The sequence below is a fragment of the Anaeroplasma sp. genome (assembly GCF_034179385.1).
GTDB lineage: Bacteria > Bacillota_I > Bacilli_A > Acholeplasmatales > Anaeroplasmataceae > Anaeroplasma.
This window is the reverse complement of sequence record NZ_JAXFPY010000064.1, coordinates 12,666-32,670: the sequence shown is the minus strand read 5'-3', so window position 1 is coordinate 32,670 and position 20,005 is coordinate 12,666. Positions and strand designations below refer to the sequence as shown.

Here is a 20,005-nt window from a genome sequence, read left to right as displayed (position 1 = left end):
TGTTCAAATTAATAATACCAGCTTGAATATAATAGATAATCATACAGGAAGTAGTAAAAAGGTACTCATCAATGATTTGAAGCAAAATGATACAATTTCTAAGCTATCCGATGGAGGATTATTCATTAGTGATTATCTTATATATGGTAGTTATATTTACATAGTAATATATCTTAATGAATCTCGTTCCATAGTAGCTCATTATGATTTCGATCTAAATGAGATTACCGTTGTAGGTAAGGCATTAAATGGGTTTTGGGATTATACATTTAGAGCGTTTTATCTAGAAAATGAGGTGTGCTTGCCTTTAGAAGCATTAATTGAAAAATAGAAATAAGATAAAAGTATTGAAACGCTAAGAGAATAACAAACAATAAATAAGGATGAATGATTAAAATCCGTTAAATCAGGAGAAAATGTCATTCATCCTTTTTTGAAAAGTGGTATAAAGACATTACAAATTTGCAAAAAACAATTGAATTTCACAATCCATTTTGCTCTAAACGAAAATACTTGTTTTTCGCATGGTGAGCAGGTATTTGAAATGATATATACAAATTTTTTTAGGATGGTTATATTCATAAAATTTAAAAAGATTCAAACGAGTGTTCTTTGAAGAAAATATGATGAACAACTTGAATTCATATCATAAATTTCGCTTTAATTAAAAGAATTTCTGAAAATAATCGAAATTCTTTCGGAAATGTTTGAACACTTTTGAAAGTTGGTTAAGTTCAAATGTTTTACTTGTAATGATTTATAAAAAGACTTAAACTAAAAATGAATATAATTCATTTGGAGGAAAACTATGGAACAAAAAAGATGTGCTGGTGTTTTATTACACATAACTTCACTACCATCAAAGTATGGTGTAGGTACTTTAGGAAAGGAAGCTTTTGATTTTATCGATTTTTTAAAGAAATCAAATGTTTCGATTTGGCAGGTATTGCCTCTTGTTCCTACGAATTATGGTGATTCACCATATCAGTCTGTATCATCTACAGCATTGAATTATTATTTGATTGATTTTGATATTTTAAGACAAAAGAAGCTTCTTAAGAAGGAAGATTATGAGAATGTGTTCTTTGGAGATGATCCTTTAAGAGTAAATTATGCAGCATTATTCGAAAATAAAACTCTAGTTTTAAGAAAAGCTTTCCATAATTTCAATAAGGGAAATCGAAATTTTAAGAAGTTTGTTAAGGATGCTGAATATAATGATTTTGCTGTATTCATGACCATTAAGGCTATGCATGAATATAAATCCTGGGATTTATGGGATGAAAAATATAAGAATTATTCAGAGGAATTAGAAAAAGAAGTTATCGAAAAATATAAGGATGATTATTTATTCTGGGTATGGACTCAATTCGAATTTGTAAATGAGTGGAAGAAGCTTAAGGATTATGCCAAAGAGGCTGGAATTAAAATCATGGGTGATATGCCTATTTATGTAGCTTATGACTCTGTTGAGGTTTGGAAGCACCCTGAATTATTCGATTTAAATCCAGATAAGACAAAGCATTTAGTTGCAGGATGTCCACCAGATATATTCAGTGAGGATGGACAGCTATGGGGTAACCCATGCTATAACTGGGCATACCAAAAGTCTAGAGGATATAAGTGGTGGACTTATAGAATTAATGCAAACTTCAAGTTTGTTGATATGCTTCGTATTGACCACTTTAGAGGCTTTGACCGTTATTATGCAATTCCTGCAGAGAATACGAATGCGAAAATTGGTGAATGGCTTGATGGTCCTAAGAGTGATCTATTCAAGGATAAGCTTGATTTAAATATTGTCGCTGAGGACTTAGGTGTTATCGATGATGGTGTAAGAAAGCTTATGGCAGATACACAATATCCTGGTATGAAGATTTTGGAATTTGCATTCGATGGTTCTTTAGAAAATGATCACTTACCAAGCAATTATAAGAAGAATCTATTATGCTATACAGGTACACATGACAATATGCCACTTTATCAATACATTTTAGATTTAAACGAAAGAGAATTTGAAACATTTAAAGCAGGAGTAAAAAGAGAAGCTGACCTATTAGGCGTAAAAATGCATGGAGAGGATGCAAGGGGTATCGAAGAGACTGTTGTTGAAATGGCCTTCGCATCTATTGCAAATATTGCAATTGTTCCTATGCAGGATTTATTATGCCAGGATGGCTCGACAAGAATGAATTTACCATCTACAGTTTCAACAGATAACTGGAGCTATAGATGCAAGAAATCCTATTTCTCAGATCATCTTAGCGAAGAGCTAAAGGACTACATTAAAAAATATAATCGCTAACGATTTGAATTCGACTCAAATCACTGTTTACCTCTTTTTTCTTTGGGAGGCTCCAACCAAGGAGCCTCCCCTTTCTATCTTTAGGAGAATAACTGAAATGAAATTTGTTATATTTGATTTATATGGCACATTAATGAATATACATACGGATGAAGAAAAGGAATCCTTTTGGATACATTTAGCGAATGCATTCAAAAAATATAAGAAATATGATCCTTCCATACTTAAAGAAGAATATTTAAATTTATGTATGGAGCTACAAAAGGAAAAGGAAGAAATTGAAATATTAGATGTATTCCATATTCTATATCCTATGATAGATCCAGTAAAGGTATCTGAAACCTTTAGAAGGCTTTCTACAGATTTTATACATCCTTATTTTGGGGTAAAAAGATTACTAAAGAAATTAAGAAAGGAAGGATATAAAATCTATTTATTATCCAATGCACAAGCATCCTTTACCAATTGGGAATTAAATAAATTCCATATGATTCCTTATTTTGATGGGATCTTTTTATCGAGTGATTTAGGAATAAAAAAGCCGAATCCTTTGTATTATAAAAAGCTAATAGAAAAATATTCTATAGATGTATCTAATGCCATAATGATAGGTAATGATTACAATAATGATATATTACCTGCAAAGGAATTAGGGTTAAAAACCATTTATATAGAATCGAATCAGTCTTATTTTATAGATACAAAGGATAAAATAGTGAACTTTTCATACAAAAAGGTATTGAATCGTATTCATGAGTTATTGTAAAAGAATCTTTAAGAAGGTGATTTGATGAAGGAGAATGTATTTCGTAAAATAGTATTCTTATTTATTCCTATATTTTTAGAATTACTATTAGTAAATTTATTATCTAGTGTAGATACATTAATGCTTACTAGATACAATGAATTATGTGTGGATGCTGTAGGTGCATCAAATTCCACCCAAGCCTCTCTTACAACCCTACTGATTATTTCATCGAATGGTGTGTCTATTGTTGTAGGACAGTTTTTAGGTGCCGGAAAGAATAAGGATTCAAAGCTAATTCTTGCCCAAGGAGTATTCTTTAATTTTTGCTTAGGACTTTTACTTATGGTCATTTTCTTCTTTGGAAATGGCGCCTTACTTAAAATGGCCAATACAAAGGATGAATTCTTTGAATATGCCAAAACCTATATGAGAATTTGTTCTGTTGCTTTACCATTTCAAGCGGTAACTCAGGTCATTAATGCAAACTTTAGAGCTTATGGTAAGCCATTTTATATGACAATTGTATCGATTGTATCAAATTTAATTAATGTTTTACTAAATTGGCTATTGATTTTTGGTGTAGGTATCTTCCCAGAGCTTGGTATTGCAGGTGCGGCTATCGCAACCGCTCTAAGCATGATGTTTAAAACATTATGTGGTATCATATTAAATCATTTCATTTTAAAATGTCCTTTAATACCAAGAAAAATAGATCATCGTATTTTAGGTGCCATCATTAAAATTGGTGGACCATCTGCACTAGAAACAGTTACCTATTCCCTTTGTGCATTCTCTCTTACGGCAGCCCTTCATACACTACCTGTAGAAGAGGTAACCTCTAGGGTTTATATCAATTTAGTGTTAGGATATATTTATATGTTCTCAAGCGCTCTTGCCGCATCAAATTCTATAATGGTTGCAAGATATGTTGGATCTCACCAATACCAAGAAGCGAAAACTTTAACCCTAAAGGTTACTTTAATTGGCTTATCCATTATACTATTTTTAGTATCTATGATTAATATCTTTGAAGAGCCATTATTTACTTTAATTGCGAATGGAGATGCCTATAATCCAATTATTAAGAGTGTTTTACCTATGGTATTTATACTTGAGATAGGTAGATGTATAAATTTAATTATCATCAGTGCCCAAAAGAGTAGTGGTGATGTATTATTCCCATTGATTTTAGCTATTGTTTCTATGGTTGTTGTCATGGCTGGTGGTGCTTGGATATTTGCGGTAGTATGTAAACTTAATTTGTCTGGAATTATTCTAGCTCAAGGCTTAGATGAACTCGTAAGGGGTATTATTTCATTGATTCGTTGGTTTAGTGGAAGATGGATGAATAAATCCCTAATTAAGGAAGATAAGGAAGAGCCTTTGGAAGAAAAAACTACAGGAGAAGGAGTTTTAGAAATCTATGGAAAAAGAAAAAAGCTGTGGTGCAGTTTTATACAAAATAGTAGATGGTATAAGATATTATTTAATCGAAAAGATGCAGATCGGTCATTACTCTTTGGTTAAGGGACATGTAGAGGGGAATGAAACAGAAGTAGAAACTGCATTAAGAGAAATAAAAGAAGAAACTCATTTAGATGCGATAATCGATACAGGATTTCGCCATAAGATTACCTATTCTCCTAAGCCTAATGTCATTAAGGATGTCATCTTCTTTGTTGGAAGAATAACAACAGAGGATGTTAAAGCAGAGGAAGAAGAGGTTAAAGAAATTTACTTCTTAAAATTTAAGGAAGCATTAGATATCCTAACCTATCCATCCGATAAGGAAATTCTAAAGCTTGCTGAAAATTACTTAAAAAAATAAAGGAATGCAGCACATTCCTTTATTTTTTGAATTTCTTTGTGATTTCCTCAACTAAGCATTTTGGTACATATTTTTCAATGCTAACACCAAAGGCAACAAGCTCCTTAATTGCACTAGATGAAATAATTTGATTCTTGGCCTCTGGCATTAACAATATCGTTTCAACATCGGGATAAATATCCTTATTGTATTGGAATAAGGAGAATTCTGCTTCAAAATCAGAATAATTTCTCATTCCACGAAGGATGACATTAATGTTATTTTCCTTACAATAGGATACAACTAAACCAGAATAAGAGGTAATGACGATATTTGGAATTCCCTCTGTTACCTTCTTTAGCATAGAAATTCTTTCTTCGACACTAAAGGAGGATTCTTTCTTAATATTATACGAAACTACAATATGTAATTCATCAAAGAGCTTTGAAGCTCTTTTTATTATATCTAAATGTCCATTAGAAATAGGATCAAAGGATCCAGGATATATGGCTTTTCTCATATTACACCTCACAAAATAATTATATATCATGGTATAGCGTTTGTCATTAAATTTTCTTTTGGTATGAAATTGTTTTTGAATTGCTTATTAAAACTCATTCTATTTTATGATATAATGATTTTATATTGGCGGTGAGATTATGATAGTTATAGCAACAAATAATAAAAATAAGGTTTATGAATTTAAAAGCTTATTTGGAAGTGAACATATCGAATTTAAAACCTTAAATGAAATAGGTTATAATAAGGAAATCATAGAGGATGGAAAAACATTCAAGGAAAATGCAATTATTAAAGCAAGACAGGTTTCATTAGATTTAGGGGTCATTGCAATTTCAGATGATTCAGGCCTTATGGTAGATGCCCTAGGCGGAGCCCCTGGCATTTATTCAGCCAGATATGCAGGAACCCATAATGATTTCGATAATAATAAATTATTAATTCATAATTTAAAAGGCATTGAAAATAGATGCGCAAGATACGTATGTGCCATATGTATCTATTACCCAGATGGAAAATATTTCGTTACAGAAGGTACTGTTGAGGGTAAAATTATCGATACACCAAAGGGTGAAAATGGCTTTGGGTACGATCCATATTTTTACATTGAGGAATTCGGCAAAACATTTGCAGAGGTACCATTAGAATTAAAAAATACAATTTCCCATCGTGCAAGGGCAATAAGGAAAATGAAGGAGCTAATCAATGAGGATTTTACTTATAAGCGATAGTCATAATAAATTAGTTGATGAGGATTTTAGTCAATTTGATTGTGTTATTCATTGTGGGGATTATGGTAAATCCTTATCTGTATTAGAAGAAAATAAGGTGCATTATGTCATAGGAAACTGTGATGATTATGGTCCAAAGGAATTATTGCTTGATTTATTTGGAAGAAAGGTATTCATTACCCATGGCCATTATTATGATGTAAAGGAAGGCTATGATAGAGTTATGTATAGGGCCTTAGAGCTTGGGGCATCCGTATGCCTTTTTGGGCATACGCATATTCCTATTTGGAAGCCAAGTCTTGATTTACTTACAATGAATCCAGGTGCATATATGGATGATTTTAAAATCATCATAGAGGATGATTATATCTATTATTATTTTATGGAAAAGAATTATAAAAAATTTGAATTTAAGTGGTGATTATTTTGTTGTCTTTGGATGAAATCTTACAATTAGATAAAGTTACGTCTTCGGTGAAAAAGATAGATCTTTTTGTAAGCCAAAAGACGAAATTTTCAAATGAATATATGCAAGCTATTGCATATAAGGGCTTAGTTTTACATGAGCTTGGTAAAAACAATGAGGCTTTAAAGCTTTTATATGAATATGTACCAGATTTAAATAAAATGGATAGAGAGGGTGCTATAGCACTTACCTCCTCCATTATTGAAATCACCTTAGATGTAGGGGCTTTTGATCAGGCAATTAAATATATTCGTATTAAGAAGGAGCTTTTGCCTATTTCACGTACAAACGAATATATAAAGGATGCCCTAAGACTTTATTTAGCTAAGGGAGATTATGAAAATGCTAAGCATGCCTTAACTGAGTATTTAGATGATGATATTACACATGAAGAAGAAATCTATGCGCTTGAAAAATTAGCAAATATTTATTATATGGAAAAGGATTTCGATAAGTATCTAGAAACGATTCCAAAGCTTGAAAGCTATTATACGACAACTCTTGATTTACAACATCAGGAGGAGATTTCTAAAAACAAAATAGAAATTGCTTATATAAGAAAGAATTATATAAGAGTCATCCAGGATGGAGATTCCTTCTTTAAGGAATTTGATGCCTCTATAGATAAAAAATTATTAATTGCATCCTATATGATAAGATGCTATATAGAGGTAGACAATTATAAAAAAGCATCCATTGTAGAAAGTAATTACGAGGAATTGATTACGGAAGAATTTCCTAAAGAATCCTTAGAATTTTCAAAAGCTGCCTTAGATTTATATATTCATACGAATACAGCGTCTAGTGTCCTTCATTATAGAAGAAAAATAGAAGAGCTTGAGGCTATATTAAATCCAAAGGAAGAGACGAAAAAGCAGCCCAAAAAGACAAAGAAAAAGGAAGAAATTGTAATACCTACTCTAGAGGATAAGAATGAGGAAGTATATACAAAAAAGACTATTGTAGAGGATTTAAATTATAGCCCACTAGGCATTTTAAACCCTAAGGTAGAAGAAGTACCAATCCAAAGCCAAAAGGTTATTGAGGATATAAAATCCATTAAGAATGTTACGATTTCAGAAAATTATGAAAAGCTATCCTTAATCTTTGATTCTTTAATTAATATGGATCATAATATCAAATTTAGGGAAGAATTCAGAAGAGCCTCTATAGAAATATCTAAGCAATATTTTATTGATGAAATCTATATCTTATATTTTGATTATAAATATTTAGGATACCATTATAAGGTTGAAAGAGTATATGATAAGGAGCCTAAAATAGAGCAATTAGAGGGTACACTAGGATACCAGGCTATGCAAATGGGTACTGAGGTATTCTTAGATCAAAGTGATCAAACCTATTCTAAAAATATTGTAACGGGTAAAACCTATCTAGAGGATACCTATGGTATTGCAATGCCTATTTTTGAAAATAATAGAGAAATAGGCTCGATTACCTATATTTCAAAGACTCCATTTTTAGCCAATGAATTATGCTATGAATCTTTAAGGCTTATCACTAAGCTTATAAATGCTCGATTAATCGAATATCTAGAAAAGGAAAAGAATATTCTTAAAAATAAAAAAATGATTTTCCTAACGGAAAATATGTCCTCAGGTATCATAGAGAATTTAGACGGTTATTATCATTTTTCAAAGAAGGCTCAAGATATTTTAGGTGTATTTGAAACCTTAAATGATAAGGATTATTATATGCATATGGATGCAAAGGATATAGCCAAATACAAGGAAATATTAAATGAATTATATGCACTTCAAACGATGGATTTATCCTTAGAATATACCTTTAAAAGAGAGAATAGAGAAATTCGTATACATGAAAGATTCTATCCATTATTCCATAATGGAATGATCACGATATATTCTTTAATTGATGATATTACAGAAGAAGATAAGGAAAAGAAGGATTTAGTTGCGTTAGCCTATCAAAATCCAATATCTCATATGCAAACAGAGGTAAAGCTTACAACCGATTTAGTTAAGGAATATCCAAATAAGAAATTATCCTTAGCTATTATCGATTGCCAGGATTCCATGTTCTATAAAGATATTTATGGCCTAAATTTCTATAATCAATTAATTTACGCTATAGGCGTAAAATTAAAGGATGCATTTCAAAATCATTTTAATATCTCTATCTACCATTTATTTGCAACCACCTACGCTATATTAATTCCTAAAATTAATGATAAAAGAGTAGTGGATTCCATATTAATGGAAGGCTTAAATAAATGTAATATGGAAATGAAGCAATTAAATTATAGAGTAAATATCTATTTTAATTGTGGCGTATTCCGTTTAGGAAAGAATATGAATTTAAGTGATGTATCCGAAATGATATCGAATGCATCCGATGCCCTAATCGATGCAGCGAATATGGAGGAATCTGGAAACCATATTGCACACTATGATTCTAAGATGGCTAAGGCTAGGTTCTATCTAAATCATATGGTTACTGCCATAAGTGAGGCATTAGATCAGGGTAGCTTATCCATGATGTATAAGCAAATTGTAAATTTGAGTGGGAATAAGATATTAGGCTTCTATTTAGAGATTAGTATGGATACACTAGAAATCTCAAATGAGGAGATGTATAGGGTAATAAGAAGAAAGAATTTAGTTCCTCAAATTGAAAAATATATGCTTAGAATGGCATATTCTGAGCTTAGATTATTCAATAATGAAACTAAGGCATACCCTAGATTATTTATTCCTGTTTCAAAGGAAACCTTAGAGGAAAGGTATATAGAGGCAATTCAAACACATGAAAAATTCTATAAGATTAATCCAAAATATATTGTGTTTGTCGCAGATTCTATTTATAATACTCCACTAGCTCAATTGAAAAATACAAATTATACTCTAGCAAGCAAAGATATCTTTGATGTATATAGAGGCCTATGTGATTATTTCATTTATGATTATCATGGGGTGAATTTAGAAACTGTACCAGAAATCCTAGATTTATGTAAGAAGCATAATGTTATGGTTATATTATCCAATATGAACGAAAAGGAAGATATTGATATTGCAAGGGAAAATGGTTATCAATACATTTTTGGTGATTTTTATAATAAGAGATTCCGTATGAAGGACTTATTAAAAGGATTAAAAAAAGATAAATCATAAAGAAGGCTTTAAAAAGCCTTTTATGGTAAAATATTAAAAATTTTTTGGAGAAGAGATTATGAGGAATTTATCAAATGTAAAGAGAATTATGATAAAAATAGGTTCATCCTCACTAGTTCGTGACGATTATTCTTTAAATGAGCCAGTATTCGTTAAGATTATGCAGCAATTCCAAAAATTAAAGGAAAATGGAATGGATGTAGCACTGGTTACAAGTGGCGCTATTGCAGTTGGTATGCATGAGCTTGGGCTTTCAAAAAAGCCTCGTGATATGGCACTTAAGCAGGCTTGTGCGGCAGTAGGTCAAGCAAAGCTTATGGAAGCCTATAATAAGGTTGCAGAAATCTATAATTTAAAGCTTGGACAAATCCTCCTCAATCATGATGATTTTCAAGTCAGGAAAAGAATGCTATATTTATCGAATACATTAGATGCAATGTTTAAGAATAATATTATCCCTATCATCAATGAAAATGATGCACTTGCGGTAGAAGAAATTAAGGTTGGAGATAATGATACACTTGCAGGATTAATATCTCCTATGATGGATTGTGATTTATTGATTTTATTTTCAGATATTAATGGCTTATATACAAAGAATCCAAAAATATATTCGGATGCAGAAATGATTAAAGAGGTCGATAAAATCGATTCTACAATTTTATCTATGGTATCTGGTGCAACCTCAAATGTGGGTACAGGTGGTATGGAAACTAAAATTGATGCCGCATTAATTGCCACTATGGCTGGGGTAAATATGATTATTTGTAATTCTTTTGAGATAGATAGGCTTTATGATATTGTAAAGGGAGAAGAAATTGGTACCCTATTTAAAGCAAAATATCATGAGATATCCTCAAGAGAGCATTGGATGATTTTTAAAGCAAATAGCCAAGGTGCAATTTTAGTAGATAAGGGTGTAGAAAAGGCTCTTTCTGAAAGAAAGGTATCGATTTTACCTAAGGGAATTCTTAATGTTAAGGGTGAATTCTTATCTGGTGCTATATTAGATATTCTATCTATGGATGGAGTAGTTCTTGCTAAAGGTATTTCAAATTATTCTTCAAAGGAAATTGAATCCATTTTGGGATTAAGCTCTAAGGAAGCCGAAGGCTTAATAGGCTTTAAGCCTAAAAAGGGAGTTATCTATGCAGATGATATGGTAATTCTTAAGGAGGGGTATTATGGAAGATTCGTTAAATAATATTTTAGCATCTACAAAGGAAGCGCAAAAAGCATTATTAAAGCTTACAAATGAAGAAAGAAATCTAATGCTAAAAAATATATATGAGGCTATCGATAAAAATAGAGAATATATACTAAAGGAAAATGAAAAGGATATTAAGCTTGCAAAGGATGCCTTAATTAAGGATTCTATGATTGAAAGATTAACCTTAAATGACAAAAGAATAGATGAATTAATTTTGGGTATTAAAAATATTATGTCCTTAGAGGATTATATTGGTGAGGTTATTGATGAAATCGAAAGAGATAATGGCTTAAAAATTAAAAAGGTTCGCGTACCCTTTGGAGTTATTGCAGTAATCTTTGAGTCAAGACCTAATGTTTGTGTCGATATTGCATCACTATGTATTAAAACAGCAAATGCCTGTGTGCTTAAGGGCGGTAAGGAGGCTATTCATACCAATAAGGCATTATGTAAGGTCATGCAGGATGCCATTAAGAATATTGTAGATGAGAATTCGATTACATTAATTGAGGCAACCGATAGAAGTGTAACGAATGAGCTTATTACAAAAAAGGAATATATCGATTTATTAATTCCTAGAGGCTCAAAGGGCTTAATTCAATATGTTGTATCGAATGCAAAGGTTCCATATATTGAAACAGGTGCAGGAAATTGTCATTTATATGTTCATGAGGACGCTAACTTAGATATGGCACTTAATGTCATTGTAAATGCGAAATATCAACGCCCTAGCGTATGTAACGCAATCGAAAATATTTTAGTGGATGAAAAAATAAAGATGCAATTTTTACCTATGCTTAAAGAAAAATTCGATGAGCTTAAAATAGAAATAAGAGGAGATTTAAAATCTCAAGAAATAATTTCCTGCGAGTGTGCGAAAGAGGAGGATTATTATACAGAATATAACGATTATATTGTTGCCTTAAAAGTTGTTCAAAACGTAGATGAGGCTATAAAGCATATCAACTTACATTCGACAAAGCATAGTGAGGCAATTATTACAGAAAATAAGGATGCATACATTCGCTTTATGAATGAAATTGATTCTGCATGTGTATACCATAACGCATCAACGAGATTTACGGATGGTGGATGCTTCGGGTTTGGCGCTGAAATTGGTATTTCCACTGCGAAGCTTCACGCAAGAGGCCCTATGGGCTTAAAGGAAATTACAACCTACAAATATTTAATTTATGGAAATGGACAGGTAAGAAAATAATGTATCAGCTTGCAATTTTAGGTGTTGGTAAGATGGGGTCAGCCATCTTAAATGGAATTATGAAATCATGCTTATATAAGAAGGAGGATATATTATTATATGTTCATTCTGATGAAAAATTGGATTATTATAGTAAAAATGGGTATCAGGTAACAAATAATGTAGAAAGAGTATTTGAGGATTCAAAAATTATATTACTTGCAATTAAGCCTCAAATGTTTTCGCAAGTATTAGAATCATCCAAAAAGTATGATTATACTGCAAGATGTGTAATCTCTATTGCGGCAGGATTATCTATTACATATATTGAAGGTTATTTTCAAAATGCCTTTGTTGTTCGCGCAATGCCAAATACACCAGCCCAAATTGGTCGTGGTGTAACAACCGTTTGTTCGAACGATTCATCCAATATATATTTCCATTCTGCAATGAATATTTTTAATTCCATTGGAGTTGCCTATGAAATAGAAGAGGATAAAATGGATGATTCCTTAGCCTTAAATGGTTCTATGCCTGCATATTTATATGTATTTGCGAAAGCATTTATTGAGGATGCTAAAGAAAATGGTATCGATTTTGAGACTGCTAAAAAATTAGCAGTAGAATCCATTAAATCTTCCTGTGATATGATTTTAGAATCTGAGGATTCTATAGATACATTAATTACAAATGTATGCTCTAAGGGTGGAACTACTCTAGCAGGGCTTGATGAATTAAAGAAGAACAATTTTGAAGAGACAATAAAAAAATGCGCAAGAGCTTGCGCAAATAGGTCTAAAGAGCTTTCGAAATAAAAATAAATGGAAATTCAAATACGAATTTCCATTTTTCTTTTTATTTTGAAACAGAAGATGCTTCTATCTCCTCTTCCTTTTCATCCTTTTTATCTTTCTTTTCTTTTCTCTTTTCCATAGCCTCTTTAGCCTTCTCTGCAATTTCATATGCACGAATTAAATATAGGATACGCTTAGAGATTTGAATATAGGTATTTGCAGTCATCGCAAAATCCATCGCAAGCTCTGTTAATGCTTGTGTATCATTTTCTTCGATAGCATTTAAATGCTTGAATGCTTCTAAAACAGATACTTCAATCTTTTCATTATTTAATCGATTGAATTTATTGAATATTTCAGCCTTAGCTACGGAATCCTTATATTCAGAATCAATAATTTGCTTTACCTCAGCAATGGATAATACCTGCTTTAGGGTACAAATTTCTTCAATTAGAGCCAAATGCTCCTTATTATACTTTTTCGCAATAGGAGAAGGTAAAACCTCACCCTTTACGTAATTGTTAATCATAGATGGGGTAATTTGCTTATCCATAGTAGAGGTTTGGAAAATATATAATTGCTTATCTAGAAATTGAATAACCTGATCCATATATAAATCTAAATCGGGTAATGCTTCATAGTCCTTAAAGCTAAAATTATTTAGTTCGTTCATCCAATTTTCTAATGCTTTCTTTATGCTGTCCATATATAACACCTCGATTGATTATTCTAATTTTATCACGCTATTGTTAAAATTACAATAAAAATAAATCAAAAATAGTTGACAAGTTTTTAAAATTGGTTTAATATAGTATCGAAAACTAGATGAAATAGTTTTGCAATAAGGAGCGTGTCGCTATGGAAAAAAGAATTCTTGTGGCTGGTTGTAGCCATTATTTAAGAGAATATATAACAAACGGATTATATTATATATCCAATGAATATTATTTAAGAATGCTATATAAGAAGTATGAGGTTTATAATCTTTCTAAGAAGAATCTATCCTCTAGCGAAGCATTACTCCTTATTAAGGCATTCCTTAAGGTAGAACGCTTTAATGCATGTGTAATTTCCTTAGGTGAGGGAGATTATGCATTAAATAAAACGAAAGAGGAATTTAAAAGAAATTTAATGGAAATTGTATCTATTTGCAAATTTTATGGCGTAAAGATTATCTTACAGGATCCACTAGATGCAAAAGCACTAAAGACATATAGTGAGGTATTAGAAGAGGTAAGAGGATATTTTCATCTAGATATTATGAATTATCAAAATGTCCTTCTACAAGAATAAAAAAGAAGTCCTTTTTTGGACTTCGTTTTTAATAATGTCTTAATTGGGTTAATAAACCTAATGCAATTTGTATTGGAATACCAATTAAGAATAGCATCCAATAATTAAATTGATAATTACTCGAAACTAATATTTGTAAATATAGGCTAGCTAAAAGGGTCCATACGAATATAGAGCCTATATAGATGAACCATTTTCTTCTTCCCCATTTCATATTGAAAAACCAAAGAAGAATACAGTTTGCTGGTAAGGCCCATACAAAAATAGTCCAGTAGTTAAAATTATGGTACAAATTCTGATATACGTACACAATGATTACGCCCATCCAAATAATAGATGAAAAAAGAAGAGTAATGATAATTCGATTTCTGAATTCCGATTCAGGAATGACATATTCCTTTTTCTCATCATAAGATCCATCATGGGTCAAGTAATCTAGGGTTACACCATATATGTTACATATCTGATATAAGACTTCAATATCTGGTAATGATTCTCCTTTCTCCCACTTTGATACGGCTTTATCAGAGTATTGAACCATATTGGCTATGTCCTGTTGTGTATATTTTCTAGATTTTCTTAGCTCTACTAAATTTTGAGCTATAAGCTGTTTTAAATCACTCATAATTATATTATACCCCATTTTTCCCGCAAAAAATAGGGGTATAATTCAAATTCTACTGTGAGTAGAGTCCTATTTTTTGGGTAGAATTCTAGTTGAATTCACTGTAGCTTTGTAAATTATTGACAGTAGAGCTCTATTGTTTTATTATTCAGTCGGTAAAAGAACCAAGGAGGTATTTTATGAAAACTTCAAAAGGAATCGTACCTATATTCTTCGCATGTGATGATAAATATGTAAAGTTCACAATGGTTACTTTAAAGTCCATTATGGAAAATGCATCCAAAGATTATGAATATAGAGTGTATATTTTAAATACAGATATTAAAGAGGAAACAAAAAAGAAATATGAGAGTGTAAAGAAGGATGGATTTACTGTTGAGTATATAGATGTATCTAGCTATTATGATTCTATTGAATCTGGATTACCTGTTAGAGACTATTACAATAAGACAACCTATTTCCGTTTATTTATTGCAGAAATGTTTGAAGAATATGATAAAGCCATCTATATCGATTCAGATACTATCGTATTAGGAGATATATCTAAATTCTATTCCCATAATATTGAAGATTATTACTGTGGAGCTTGTAATGAGCAGGCAATGCTTCAAACCGAATGCTATGGAAGATATGTAGAAGAGGTATGTGGCGTCAATAGAAATGAATTCTTCAATGCAGGCTTAATGCTCATTAACTGTAAAAGGTTTAGAGAGGATTGTGTATTAGATCAATTCATCAATTTACTTGGAGTATATAGATTTCAAGTTACACAGGATGAGGATTATTTAAATGTAATTTGTAACCATAAGGTTTTATGGATTGATAATTCATGGAATGTTGAAATCTATGGTGAAATTAAATATAAGGATGAAGAAATCAATATGATCCATTATATTATGTGGGGTAAGCCTTGGCATATGAAGAATGGACCTTTAGGTAACTTCTTTTGGAAATATGCTCAAATGACACCAGGCTATGACGAAATTAAAGATATTCAGAAGAATTATTCTGAAGAACAGGTTTTAAGAGATATGGAGCAGGCTAAGAACCTTGAGGCATTAGCCATAAATGAAACAGCAAGAGAGGATTCTTATATAAAGCTTCTTAAGAAGGGTGAAATTGCTGTACATTCGATTGATCGATTAAGAATTATGAAGAAAATTAGAGAATATGAGCTTGAGGGAAGATTTTCTGAGGATGTTGAGCAAGATCCTCCCAGTAGAGAGATTATCCCTGGTGAGGTCGACTATCTAAAGAAGAAGGTTTCATCTAAGCTTAAGACTAAGGCAGCATACTTTATCGCAAGAAGATACTTAAATAAAATTATCCGTAATAAGCAAATGATTATTAAGGATATTGAAGGAATTGAGAATCTAAGAGATTTAGATAGTGGTGCCATTCTTACATGTAATCATTTTAATGCTTTTGATTCCTTCGCAATACAGGTTGCATATGAAGCATGTATCAATAAGAAGGATAGAAAGAAAAAAAGATTCTACCGTGTCATTCGTGAAGGAAATTATACAAGTTTTCCAGGATTCTATGGATTTTTAATGAGGAATTGCTATACACTTCCTTTAGCAACCAATATGAAGGCTATGCAGCAATTTATGAAATCGACAAATGAATTACTTGAAAAGGGTAATTTTGTATTAGTATATCCTGAGCAATCGATGTGGTGGAATTATAAAAAACCAAAGCCACTTCAAAAGGGTGCCTTCCAATTTGCTGTAAAGAATAATGTACCTGTTGTACCATGCTTTATTACTATGGAGGATTCTGATGTAATTGATTCGAATGGATTTAAGGTACAGGAATATACCATTCACATTGGAAAGCCAATTTATGCGAATAAGGAAGAGAATTCTAAAGAGCAAATTCATCATTTGATGCAAGAGAATTATTCCTTATGGAAGGATATTTACGAAAAAACATACAATATTCCTCTGGAATATGCAGCAAGGTAAGCAAAAAAATGCTTACCTTTTTTTCTTTTCATGGAACAAAAAACATCGATAGTTTCGTTATAACATCGATAGTGAAAATTATCTTCTTGAAAAGGTTTTCATAATGGGGTATAATAAGGATAATTATGGAATTATGCACGTTTGTCTTTCGTGCTCCATAAAATAGAAAATCCTAGTTTACTAGGAGTTGCAGTCCCTAACATAATAACGTGTGCCTATGCACAAGTCTGCAAACGCAAACCTTAATTAATAATAAGCGCAATTATTAAGACCTCGGTGCTTCAAAACTTAGTAATCCTGCGTGATATTGCCCATTTTGCAGTACTCAGTTATTCACTAAAAAGACATACTCTCGACCAAAATACTATAGGGTAACTGCCAAGGAAGAGTAACGATTAAAAAAATTTTATAGAAGGAGAAAACCGATGAAAAAGATAGTTTGTGATTTGTGTGGCGAATCCGACTTTGTCAAGCTTTCCGGCATGTTTGAATGCCAGGTATGTGGTGCAAAGTACACTATTGAAGAAGCACGAGGAATGTTCGTGGAAGTACCAGATGAGCCGAACGGTAAAAAAACAACACAAAATGTAGAAGCACCAGCAAACGAATCGTATGAGGATGAAACACCGGTTGCAGTACCTAAAGGACCTACCATTGTGCGTAAGGTCGTTGTAGGAAAACCTGCCGGACAAACTCATGATTCACAGGCTGCGAAACGTATAATTTCGCAAGTCAAAAAGCCGGGTGAGCAAGAAGCTCAAGAAAAAGCCGGTAAACCAGGTCAGTCTGCTCCAGTTAAGAAGGTTGTCGTTATGCGACCAACCCCAACAAAACCTCAAGCAGCAGCACCTAAGAAGGTACAACCAACTCAAAAACAGCCAGATCTTACAAATACTGTAGGAGTAGGCACAGCTCAGATGATTGAGAATTTATTTATACTTTCTCAAAATGCGTTTGATTCTGAAAACTATGTAGATGCAGAAAATTATGCAAATCGTGTCATTGAGCTAGATGCAACCAATTCTGATGCATGGATTATGAAGGGTAACTGCGCAGGTAAGCAGACAACCCCAACCAATTTCCGTTTTAAGGAATGTATTAACTGCTGGAATACAGCACTTCAAAATTCTTCAGAAACAGATTTTGAAGATTATCAATTTACAGTAAGACAGAATGTAATGGATACTATGGTTGCATATGTTTTAAGAGCAAGTGCAGAGTTTAGAAGAAATCCTTCTGATGAGAATTTTGCAAAAGTAAAGGAAACAGTCGATGTTGTTGACCCAATTATTCGTCAAGCAAATCAGACGTTTGGAGTTGACATTGTCGCTTATGAGGATAAGTTAGCATCGAATGTCAGTGCAGTTGTTACCGCTGTATCCAAAAAAGGTATTCAGGATTTCGGTAAGAAAGCTGAAACACAAACAGACGCAGCATACGCTAAGTTTGTTGCAACACAGGATGCATGTATCAATGCATGGGATTATTTGATGGACATTGCTAAAAAGCATGGTACAGTTACTGCCATTCTTTCAAACATCGTTAAGATGCATGAAGCAATTATTCGTAACTGTGGACATAAGGTATCAGGTACTAAGATTAAGGAATCTGTAAAATGCTCTATGTCTGAACAAAATATCAGACTTGAAAAGATCGGTCAGGCTAAGAAGAAGCTTGATGATAAGTTCGTTGATATTCGTAAGCGTGATAGAGTTGACCAAAAGCTTAAGAATGAGGCTTACTGGGAAACTCATCAAGAAGAGAAGCAAAAGCTACTTGAAGAGCGTGATCGCCTAGACCATGAAATCTTCGAGCTTGAGAACTCTAAGCTAAAGATGCAAGAATTAAATGATTTAAAGAAGCTTGAATCTGAAGCTATCCGCCTACAGGTATTAAAGGATAATCCTACATTATCCAACAAAGAGCGCGCACAGCACATGGATGAATTAACTAAGGTACGTAAGCAAATCGTTACAAAGAAGCGTGAGCTTGCATCTCGTTTAAATCCAATTGAGGATAAGATTGAGAAGTACAAGAAGAAGCTTTATAATATCAATAAGGAATTAAACATGAACCGTTAATTCTAAAGAGCCAACATGGGTTTGTTGGCTCTTTTTCATCTGTATTTCAGAAATTTTGTTATGAAAGAATGTAAAAAATATTATTTGACTAGATTAAAGTGTAAAATTATGCTTTAATAAAAGCGTAATAGGAGATGATACAATGAAGAAAAAAGGATTATTGGGAATCTTAGGTATTTTTGCCTTAGGATTACTTGCAAGCTGTGGGGGTGCGAACACAAGTACTACAATGAACACAACAACCAAAACAACGGAATCCTTAGATCCAGAAATTGATGGAATAGTATATAAGGTTTCAGACACACTTGAGGTACAAACATTAGTACAAAATGGCTTTACCTTTGATCAAGCTAAAGGCTTATTATCCTTTAATACTCCAGGTGAATATATTATTAAGGGTGTATTAAATGGTTCAATCGAATGTAGCGCTACTTTGGTAGAAAAGGTTACCTTAGTATTAAATGGAGTAACGATTACATCAAATAAGCCTGCCATATCATGGCTAAGCGAATCCTCAAAGGTTGAGGTAAAGGCAAAAAAGGATACAGAAAATTATTTAATTACGACAGATTCTACCACTTTAGCAAATTCTACAATACAATCAAATAATAATATTGAATTCGGCGGAAAGGGATCATTGTCTATAATCAATAATCAAAAACATGCAGTTTCTGCAAGTGAAATTGTTGTTAAAAATGAAATCGCATTAAACATTACAGCAAATGTAAAAGACGGTCTTCATGCGAAAGCCATTACAATTGAAAATGGTAATATAGATATTACTGCAGTAATGGATGCAATGGAAGCTGAGGTAAATTCAAAAGGGACTAAGGGTACTATATTCATTACTGGTGGTACAATTAAGATTCATGATTCAAAGATTGCCATAAAGGCTGCAACATCCATTTCCTTTGAAAACCCAGTAGATACAGATGTAATTGGAATTCTACTAAAGGTAAATAACATTAGCGATAAGGTATTACAATCCGTATCCATCACAAATAAGTCTACTGCATTAACTTATTACTTAAATGATACATTAACGAATATTTAATTATAGAGGCATCTTTGGATGCCTTTTTCTATACAAAAGTTACATTTTTTGGTAA

At 32.1% G+C, this 20,005-nt stretch carries 18 protein-coding genes; 15 read left to right on the top strand and 3 right to left on the bottom strand.

Annotation, left to right across the window (positions count from 1 at the left end; all coding sequences use genetic code 11):
• The 5 genes from SPJ17_RS04150 to SPJ17_RS04130 form a co-directional block, all read left to right on the top strand.
• Nucleotides 1–331: hypothetical protein (locus tag SPJ17_RS04150; RefSeq protein ID WP_321092979.1), on the top strand; the 331-nt coding region annotated here is incomplete at its 5' end.
• A gap of 477 nt (nt 332–808) precedes the next feature.
• Nucleotides 809–2,305 carry a 4-alpha-glucanotransferase gene (malQ, locus tag SPJ17_RS04145; protein ID WP_321092978.1) on the top strand — a complete coding sequence of 499 codons (1,497 nt, stop codon included), beginning with the start codon at nt 809–811 and terminating at the stop codon, nt 2,303–2,305.
• A 97-nt stretch (nt 2,306–2,402) separates the two neighbouring features.
• Nucleotides 2,403–3,071 carry an HAD family hydrolase gene (locus SPJ17_RS04140; protein ID WP_321092977.1) on the top strand — a complete coding sequence of 223 codons (669 nt, stop codon included), beginning with the start codon at nt 2,403–2,405 and terminating at the stop codon, nt 3,069–3,071.
• A 24-nt stretch (nt 3,072–3,095) separates the two neighbouring features.
• Nucleotides 3,096–4,580 carry an MATE family efflux transporter gene (locus SPJ17_RS04135; protein WP_321092975.1) on the top strand — a complete coding sequence of 495 codons (1,485 nt, stop codon included), beginning with the start codon at nt 3,096–3,098 and terminating at the stop codon, nt 4,578–4,580.
• Nucleotides 4,477–4,881 carry an NUDIX domain-containing protein gene (locus SPJ17_RS04130; RefSeq protein WP_321092973.1) on the top strand — a complete coding sequence of 135 codons (405 nt, stop codon included), beginning with the start codon at nt 4,477–4,479 and terminating at the stop codon, nt 4,879–4,881. Before SPJ17_RS04135 ends, SPJ17_RS04130 begins: the two co-directional genes overlap by 104 nt.
• 19 nt (nt 4,882–4,900) lie before the next feature.
• Here SPJ17_RS04130 and coaD read toward each other — a convergent pair whose 3' ends face one another.
• Nucleotides 4,901–5,380, bottom strand: coding sequence for a pantetheine-phosphate adenylyltransferase (coaD, locus tag SPJ17_RS04125; RefSeq protein ID WP_321092971.1), 480 nt, complete (start codon nt 5,378–5,380; stop codon nt 4,901–4,903).
• Between the two features lie 139 nt (nt 5,381–5,519).
• On the opposite strand from coaD, the gene SPJ17_RS04120 reads away from it, so the two are divergent.
• From SPJ17_RS04120 to proC, 6 genes are read left to right on the top strand one after another with little or no spacing between them, the layout of a single operon-like run.
• The gene (locus tag SPJ17_RS04120; protein ID WP_321092970.1) at nt 5,520–6,110 is read left to right on the top strand and encodes an XTP/dITP diphosphatase; all 591 of its coding nucleotides are present in this window, start codon (nt 5,520–5,522) and stop codon (nt 6,108–6,110) included.
• A complete protein-coding gene (locus SPJ17_RS04115) occupies nt 6,085–6,531 on the top strand; it encodes a YfcE family phosphodiesterase (protein WP_321092968.1) in 447 nt (148 codons plus the stop codon). The genes SPJ17_RS04120 and SPJ17_RS04115 overlap by 26 nt, the downstream gene beginning before the upstream one ends.
• 53 nt (nt 6,532–6,584) lie before the next feature.
• On the top strand, nt 6,585–9,728 hold the full coding sequence (locus SPJ17_RS04110) for a hypothetical protein (protein WP_321092967.1): 3,144 nt from the start codon (nt 6,585–6,587) through the stop codon (nt 9,726–9,728).
• 58 nt (nt 9,729–9,786) lie between these two features.
• Nucleotides 9,787–10,932 (top strand): glutamate 5-kinase, encoded by a 1,146-nt coding sequence (proB, locus tag SPJ17_RS04105; RefSeq protein ID WP_321092966.1) that lies wholly within the window; start codon nt 9,787–9,789, stop codon nt 10,930–10,932.
• A complete protein-coding gene (locus SPJ17_RS04100; protein ID WP_321092965.1) occupies nt 10,913–12,157 on the top strand; it encodes a glutamate-5-semialdehyde dehydrogenase in 1,245 nt (414 codons plus the stop codon). The genes proB and SPJ17_RS04100 overlap by 20 nt, the downstream gene beginning before the upstream one ends.
• Nucleotides 12,157–12,951: a pyrroline-5-carboxylate reductase gene (gene proC, locus SPJ17_RS04095; RefSeq protein WP_321092964.1), complete on the top strand. Its 795-nt coding sequence runs from the start codon at nt 12,157–12,159 to the stop codon at nt 12,949–12,951. Before SPJ17_RS04100 ends, proC begins: the two co-directional genes overlap by 1 nt.
• 40 nt (nt 12,952–12,991) lie before the next feature.
• Here the strand turns inward: proC and SPJ17_RS04090 are convergent, their stop codons facing one another.
• On the bottom strand, nt 12,992–13,636 hold the full coding sequence (locus tag SPJ17_RS04090) for a DUF1836 domain-containing protein (protein WP_321092963.1): 645 nt from the start codon (nt 13,634–13,636) through the stop codon (nt 12,992–12,994).
• Between the two features lie 152 nt (nt 13,637–13,788).
• Here SPJ17_RS04090 and SPJ17_RS04085 point away from each other — a divergent pair, with 152 nt between their 5' ends.
• The gene (locus tag SPJ17_RS04085) at nt 13,789–14,223 is read left to right on the top strand and encodes a hypothetical protein (protein ID WP_321092961.1); all 435 of its coding nucleotides are present in this window, start codon (nt 13,789–13,791) and stop codon (nt 14,221–14,223) included.
• 28 nt (nt 14,224–14,251) lie between these two features.
• Here SPJ17_RS04085 and SPJ17_RS04080 read toward each other — a convergent pair whose 3' ends face one another.
• Complete coding sequence (locus SPJ17_RS04080) at nt 14,252–14,848, bottom strand: helix-turn-helix transcriptional regulator (RefSeq protein ID WP_321092960.1); 597 nt, start codon at nt 14,846–14,848, stop codon at nt 14,252–14,254.
• Nucleotides 14,849–15,027: 179 nt separating this feature from the next.
• Here SPJ17_RS04080 and SPJ17_RS04075 point away from each other — a divergent pair, with 179 nt between their 5' ends.
• The 3 genes from SPJ17_RS04075 to SPJ17_RS04065 all read left to right on the top strand — a co-directional run bounded on the left by SPJ17_RS04075 (nt 15,028) and on the right by SPJ17_RS04065 (nt 19,950).
• The gene (locus SPJ17_RS04075) at nt 15,028–16,815 is read left to right on the top strand and encodes a glycosyltransferase (protein WP_321092958.1); all 1,788 of its coding nucleotides are present in this window, start codon (nt 15,028–15,030) and stop codon (nt 16,813–16,815) included.
• A gap of 425 nt (nt 16,816–17,240) precedes the next feature.
• Nucleotides 17,241–18,896: a hypothetical protein gene (locus SPJ17_RS04070; RefSeq protein WP_321092957.1), complete on the top strand. Its 1,656-nt coding sequence runs from the start codon at nt 17,241–17,243 to the stop codon at nt 18,894–18,896.
• 142 nt (nt 18,897–19,038) lie between these two features.
• Nucleotides 19,039–19,950 carry a carbohydrate-binding domain-containing protein gene (locus tag SPJ17_RS04065; protein ID WP_321092955.1) on the top strand — a complete coding sequence of 304 codons (912 nt, stop codon included), beginning with the start codon at nt 19,039–19,041 and terminating at the stop codon, nt 19,948–19,950.
• Nucleotides 19,951–20,005 lie beyond the last annotated feature (55 nt).

Coding starts and splice junctions, on each gene's coding strand:
- malQ (WP_321092978.1), top strand. CDS start 809: ATGGAACAAAAAAGATGTGCTGGTGTTTTATTACACATAACTTCACTA.
- SPJ17_RS04140 (WP_321092977.1), top strand. CDS start 2,403: ATGAAATTTGTTATATTTGATTTATATGGCACATTAATGAATATACAT.
- SPJ17_RS04135 (WP_321092975.1), top strand. CDS start 3,096: ATGAAGGAGAATGTATTTCGTAAAATAGTATTCTTATTTATTCCTATA.
- SPJ17_RS04130 (WP_321092973.1), top strand. CDS start 4,477: ATGGAAAAAGAAAAAAGCTGTGGTGCAGTTTTATACAAAATAGTAGAT.
- coaD (WP_321092971.1), bottom strand. CDS start 5,380: ATGAGAAAAGCCATATATCCTGGATCCTTTGATCCTATTTCTAATGGA.
- SPJ17_RS04120 (WP_321092970.1), top strand. CDS start 5,520: ATGATAGTTATAGCAACAAATAATAAAAATAAGGTTTATGAATTTAAA.
- SPJ17_RS04115 (WP_321092968.1), top strand. CDS start 6,085: ATGAGGATTTTACTTATAAGCGATAGTCATAATAAATTAGTTGATGAG.
- proB (WP_321092966.1), top strand. CDS start 9,787: ATGAGGAATTTATCAAATGTAAAGAGAATTATGATAAAAATAGGTTCA.
- SPJ17_RS04100 (WP_321092965.1), top strand. CDS start 10,913: ATGGAAGATTCGTTAAATAATATTTTAGCATCTACAAAGGAAGCGCAA.
- proC (WP_321092964.1), top strand. CDS start 12,157: ATGTATCAGCTTGCAATTTTAGGTGTTGGTAAGATGGGGTCAGCCATC.
- SPJ17_RS04090 (WP_321092963.1), bottom strand. CDS start 13,636: ATGGACAGCATAAAGAAAGCATTAGAAAATTGGATGAACGAACTAAAT.
- SPJ17_RS04085 (WP_321092961.1), top strand. CDS start 13,789: ATGGAAAAAAGAATTCTTGTGGCTGGTTGTAGCCATTATTTAAGAGAA.
- SPJ17_RS04080 (WP_321092960.1), bottom strand. CDS start 14,848: ATGAGTGATTTAAAACAGCTTATAGCTCAAAATTTAGTAGAGCTAAGA.
- SPJ17_RS04075 (WP_321092958.1), top strand. CDS start 15,028: ATGAAAACTTCAAAAGGAATCGTACCTATATTCTTCGCATGTGATGAT.
- SPJ17_RS04070 (WP_321092957.1), top strand. CDS start 17,241: ATGAAAAAGATAGTTTGTGATTTGTGTGGCGAATCCGACTTTGTCAAG.
- SPJ17_RS04065 (WP_321092955.1), top strand. CDS start 19,039: ATGAAGAAAAAAGGATTATTGGGAATCTTAGGTATTTTTGCCTTAGGA.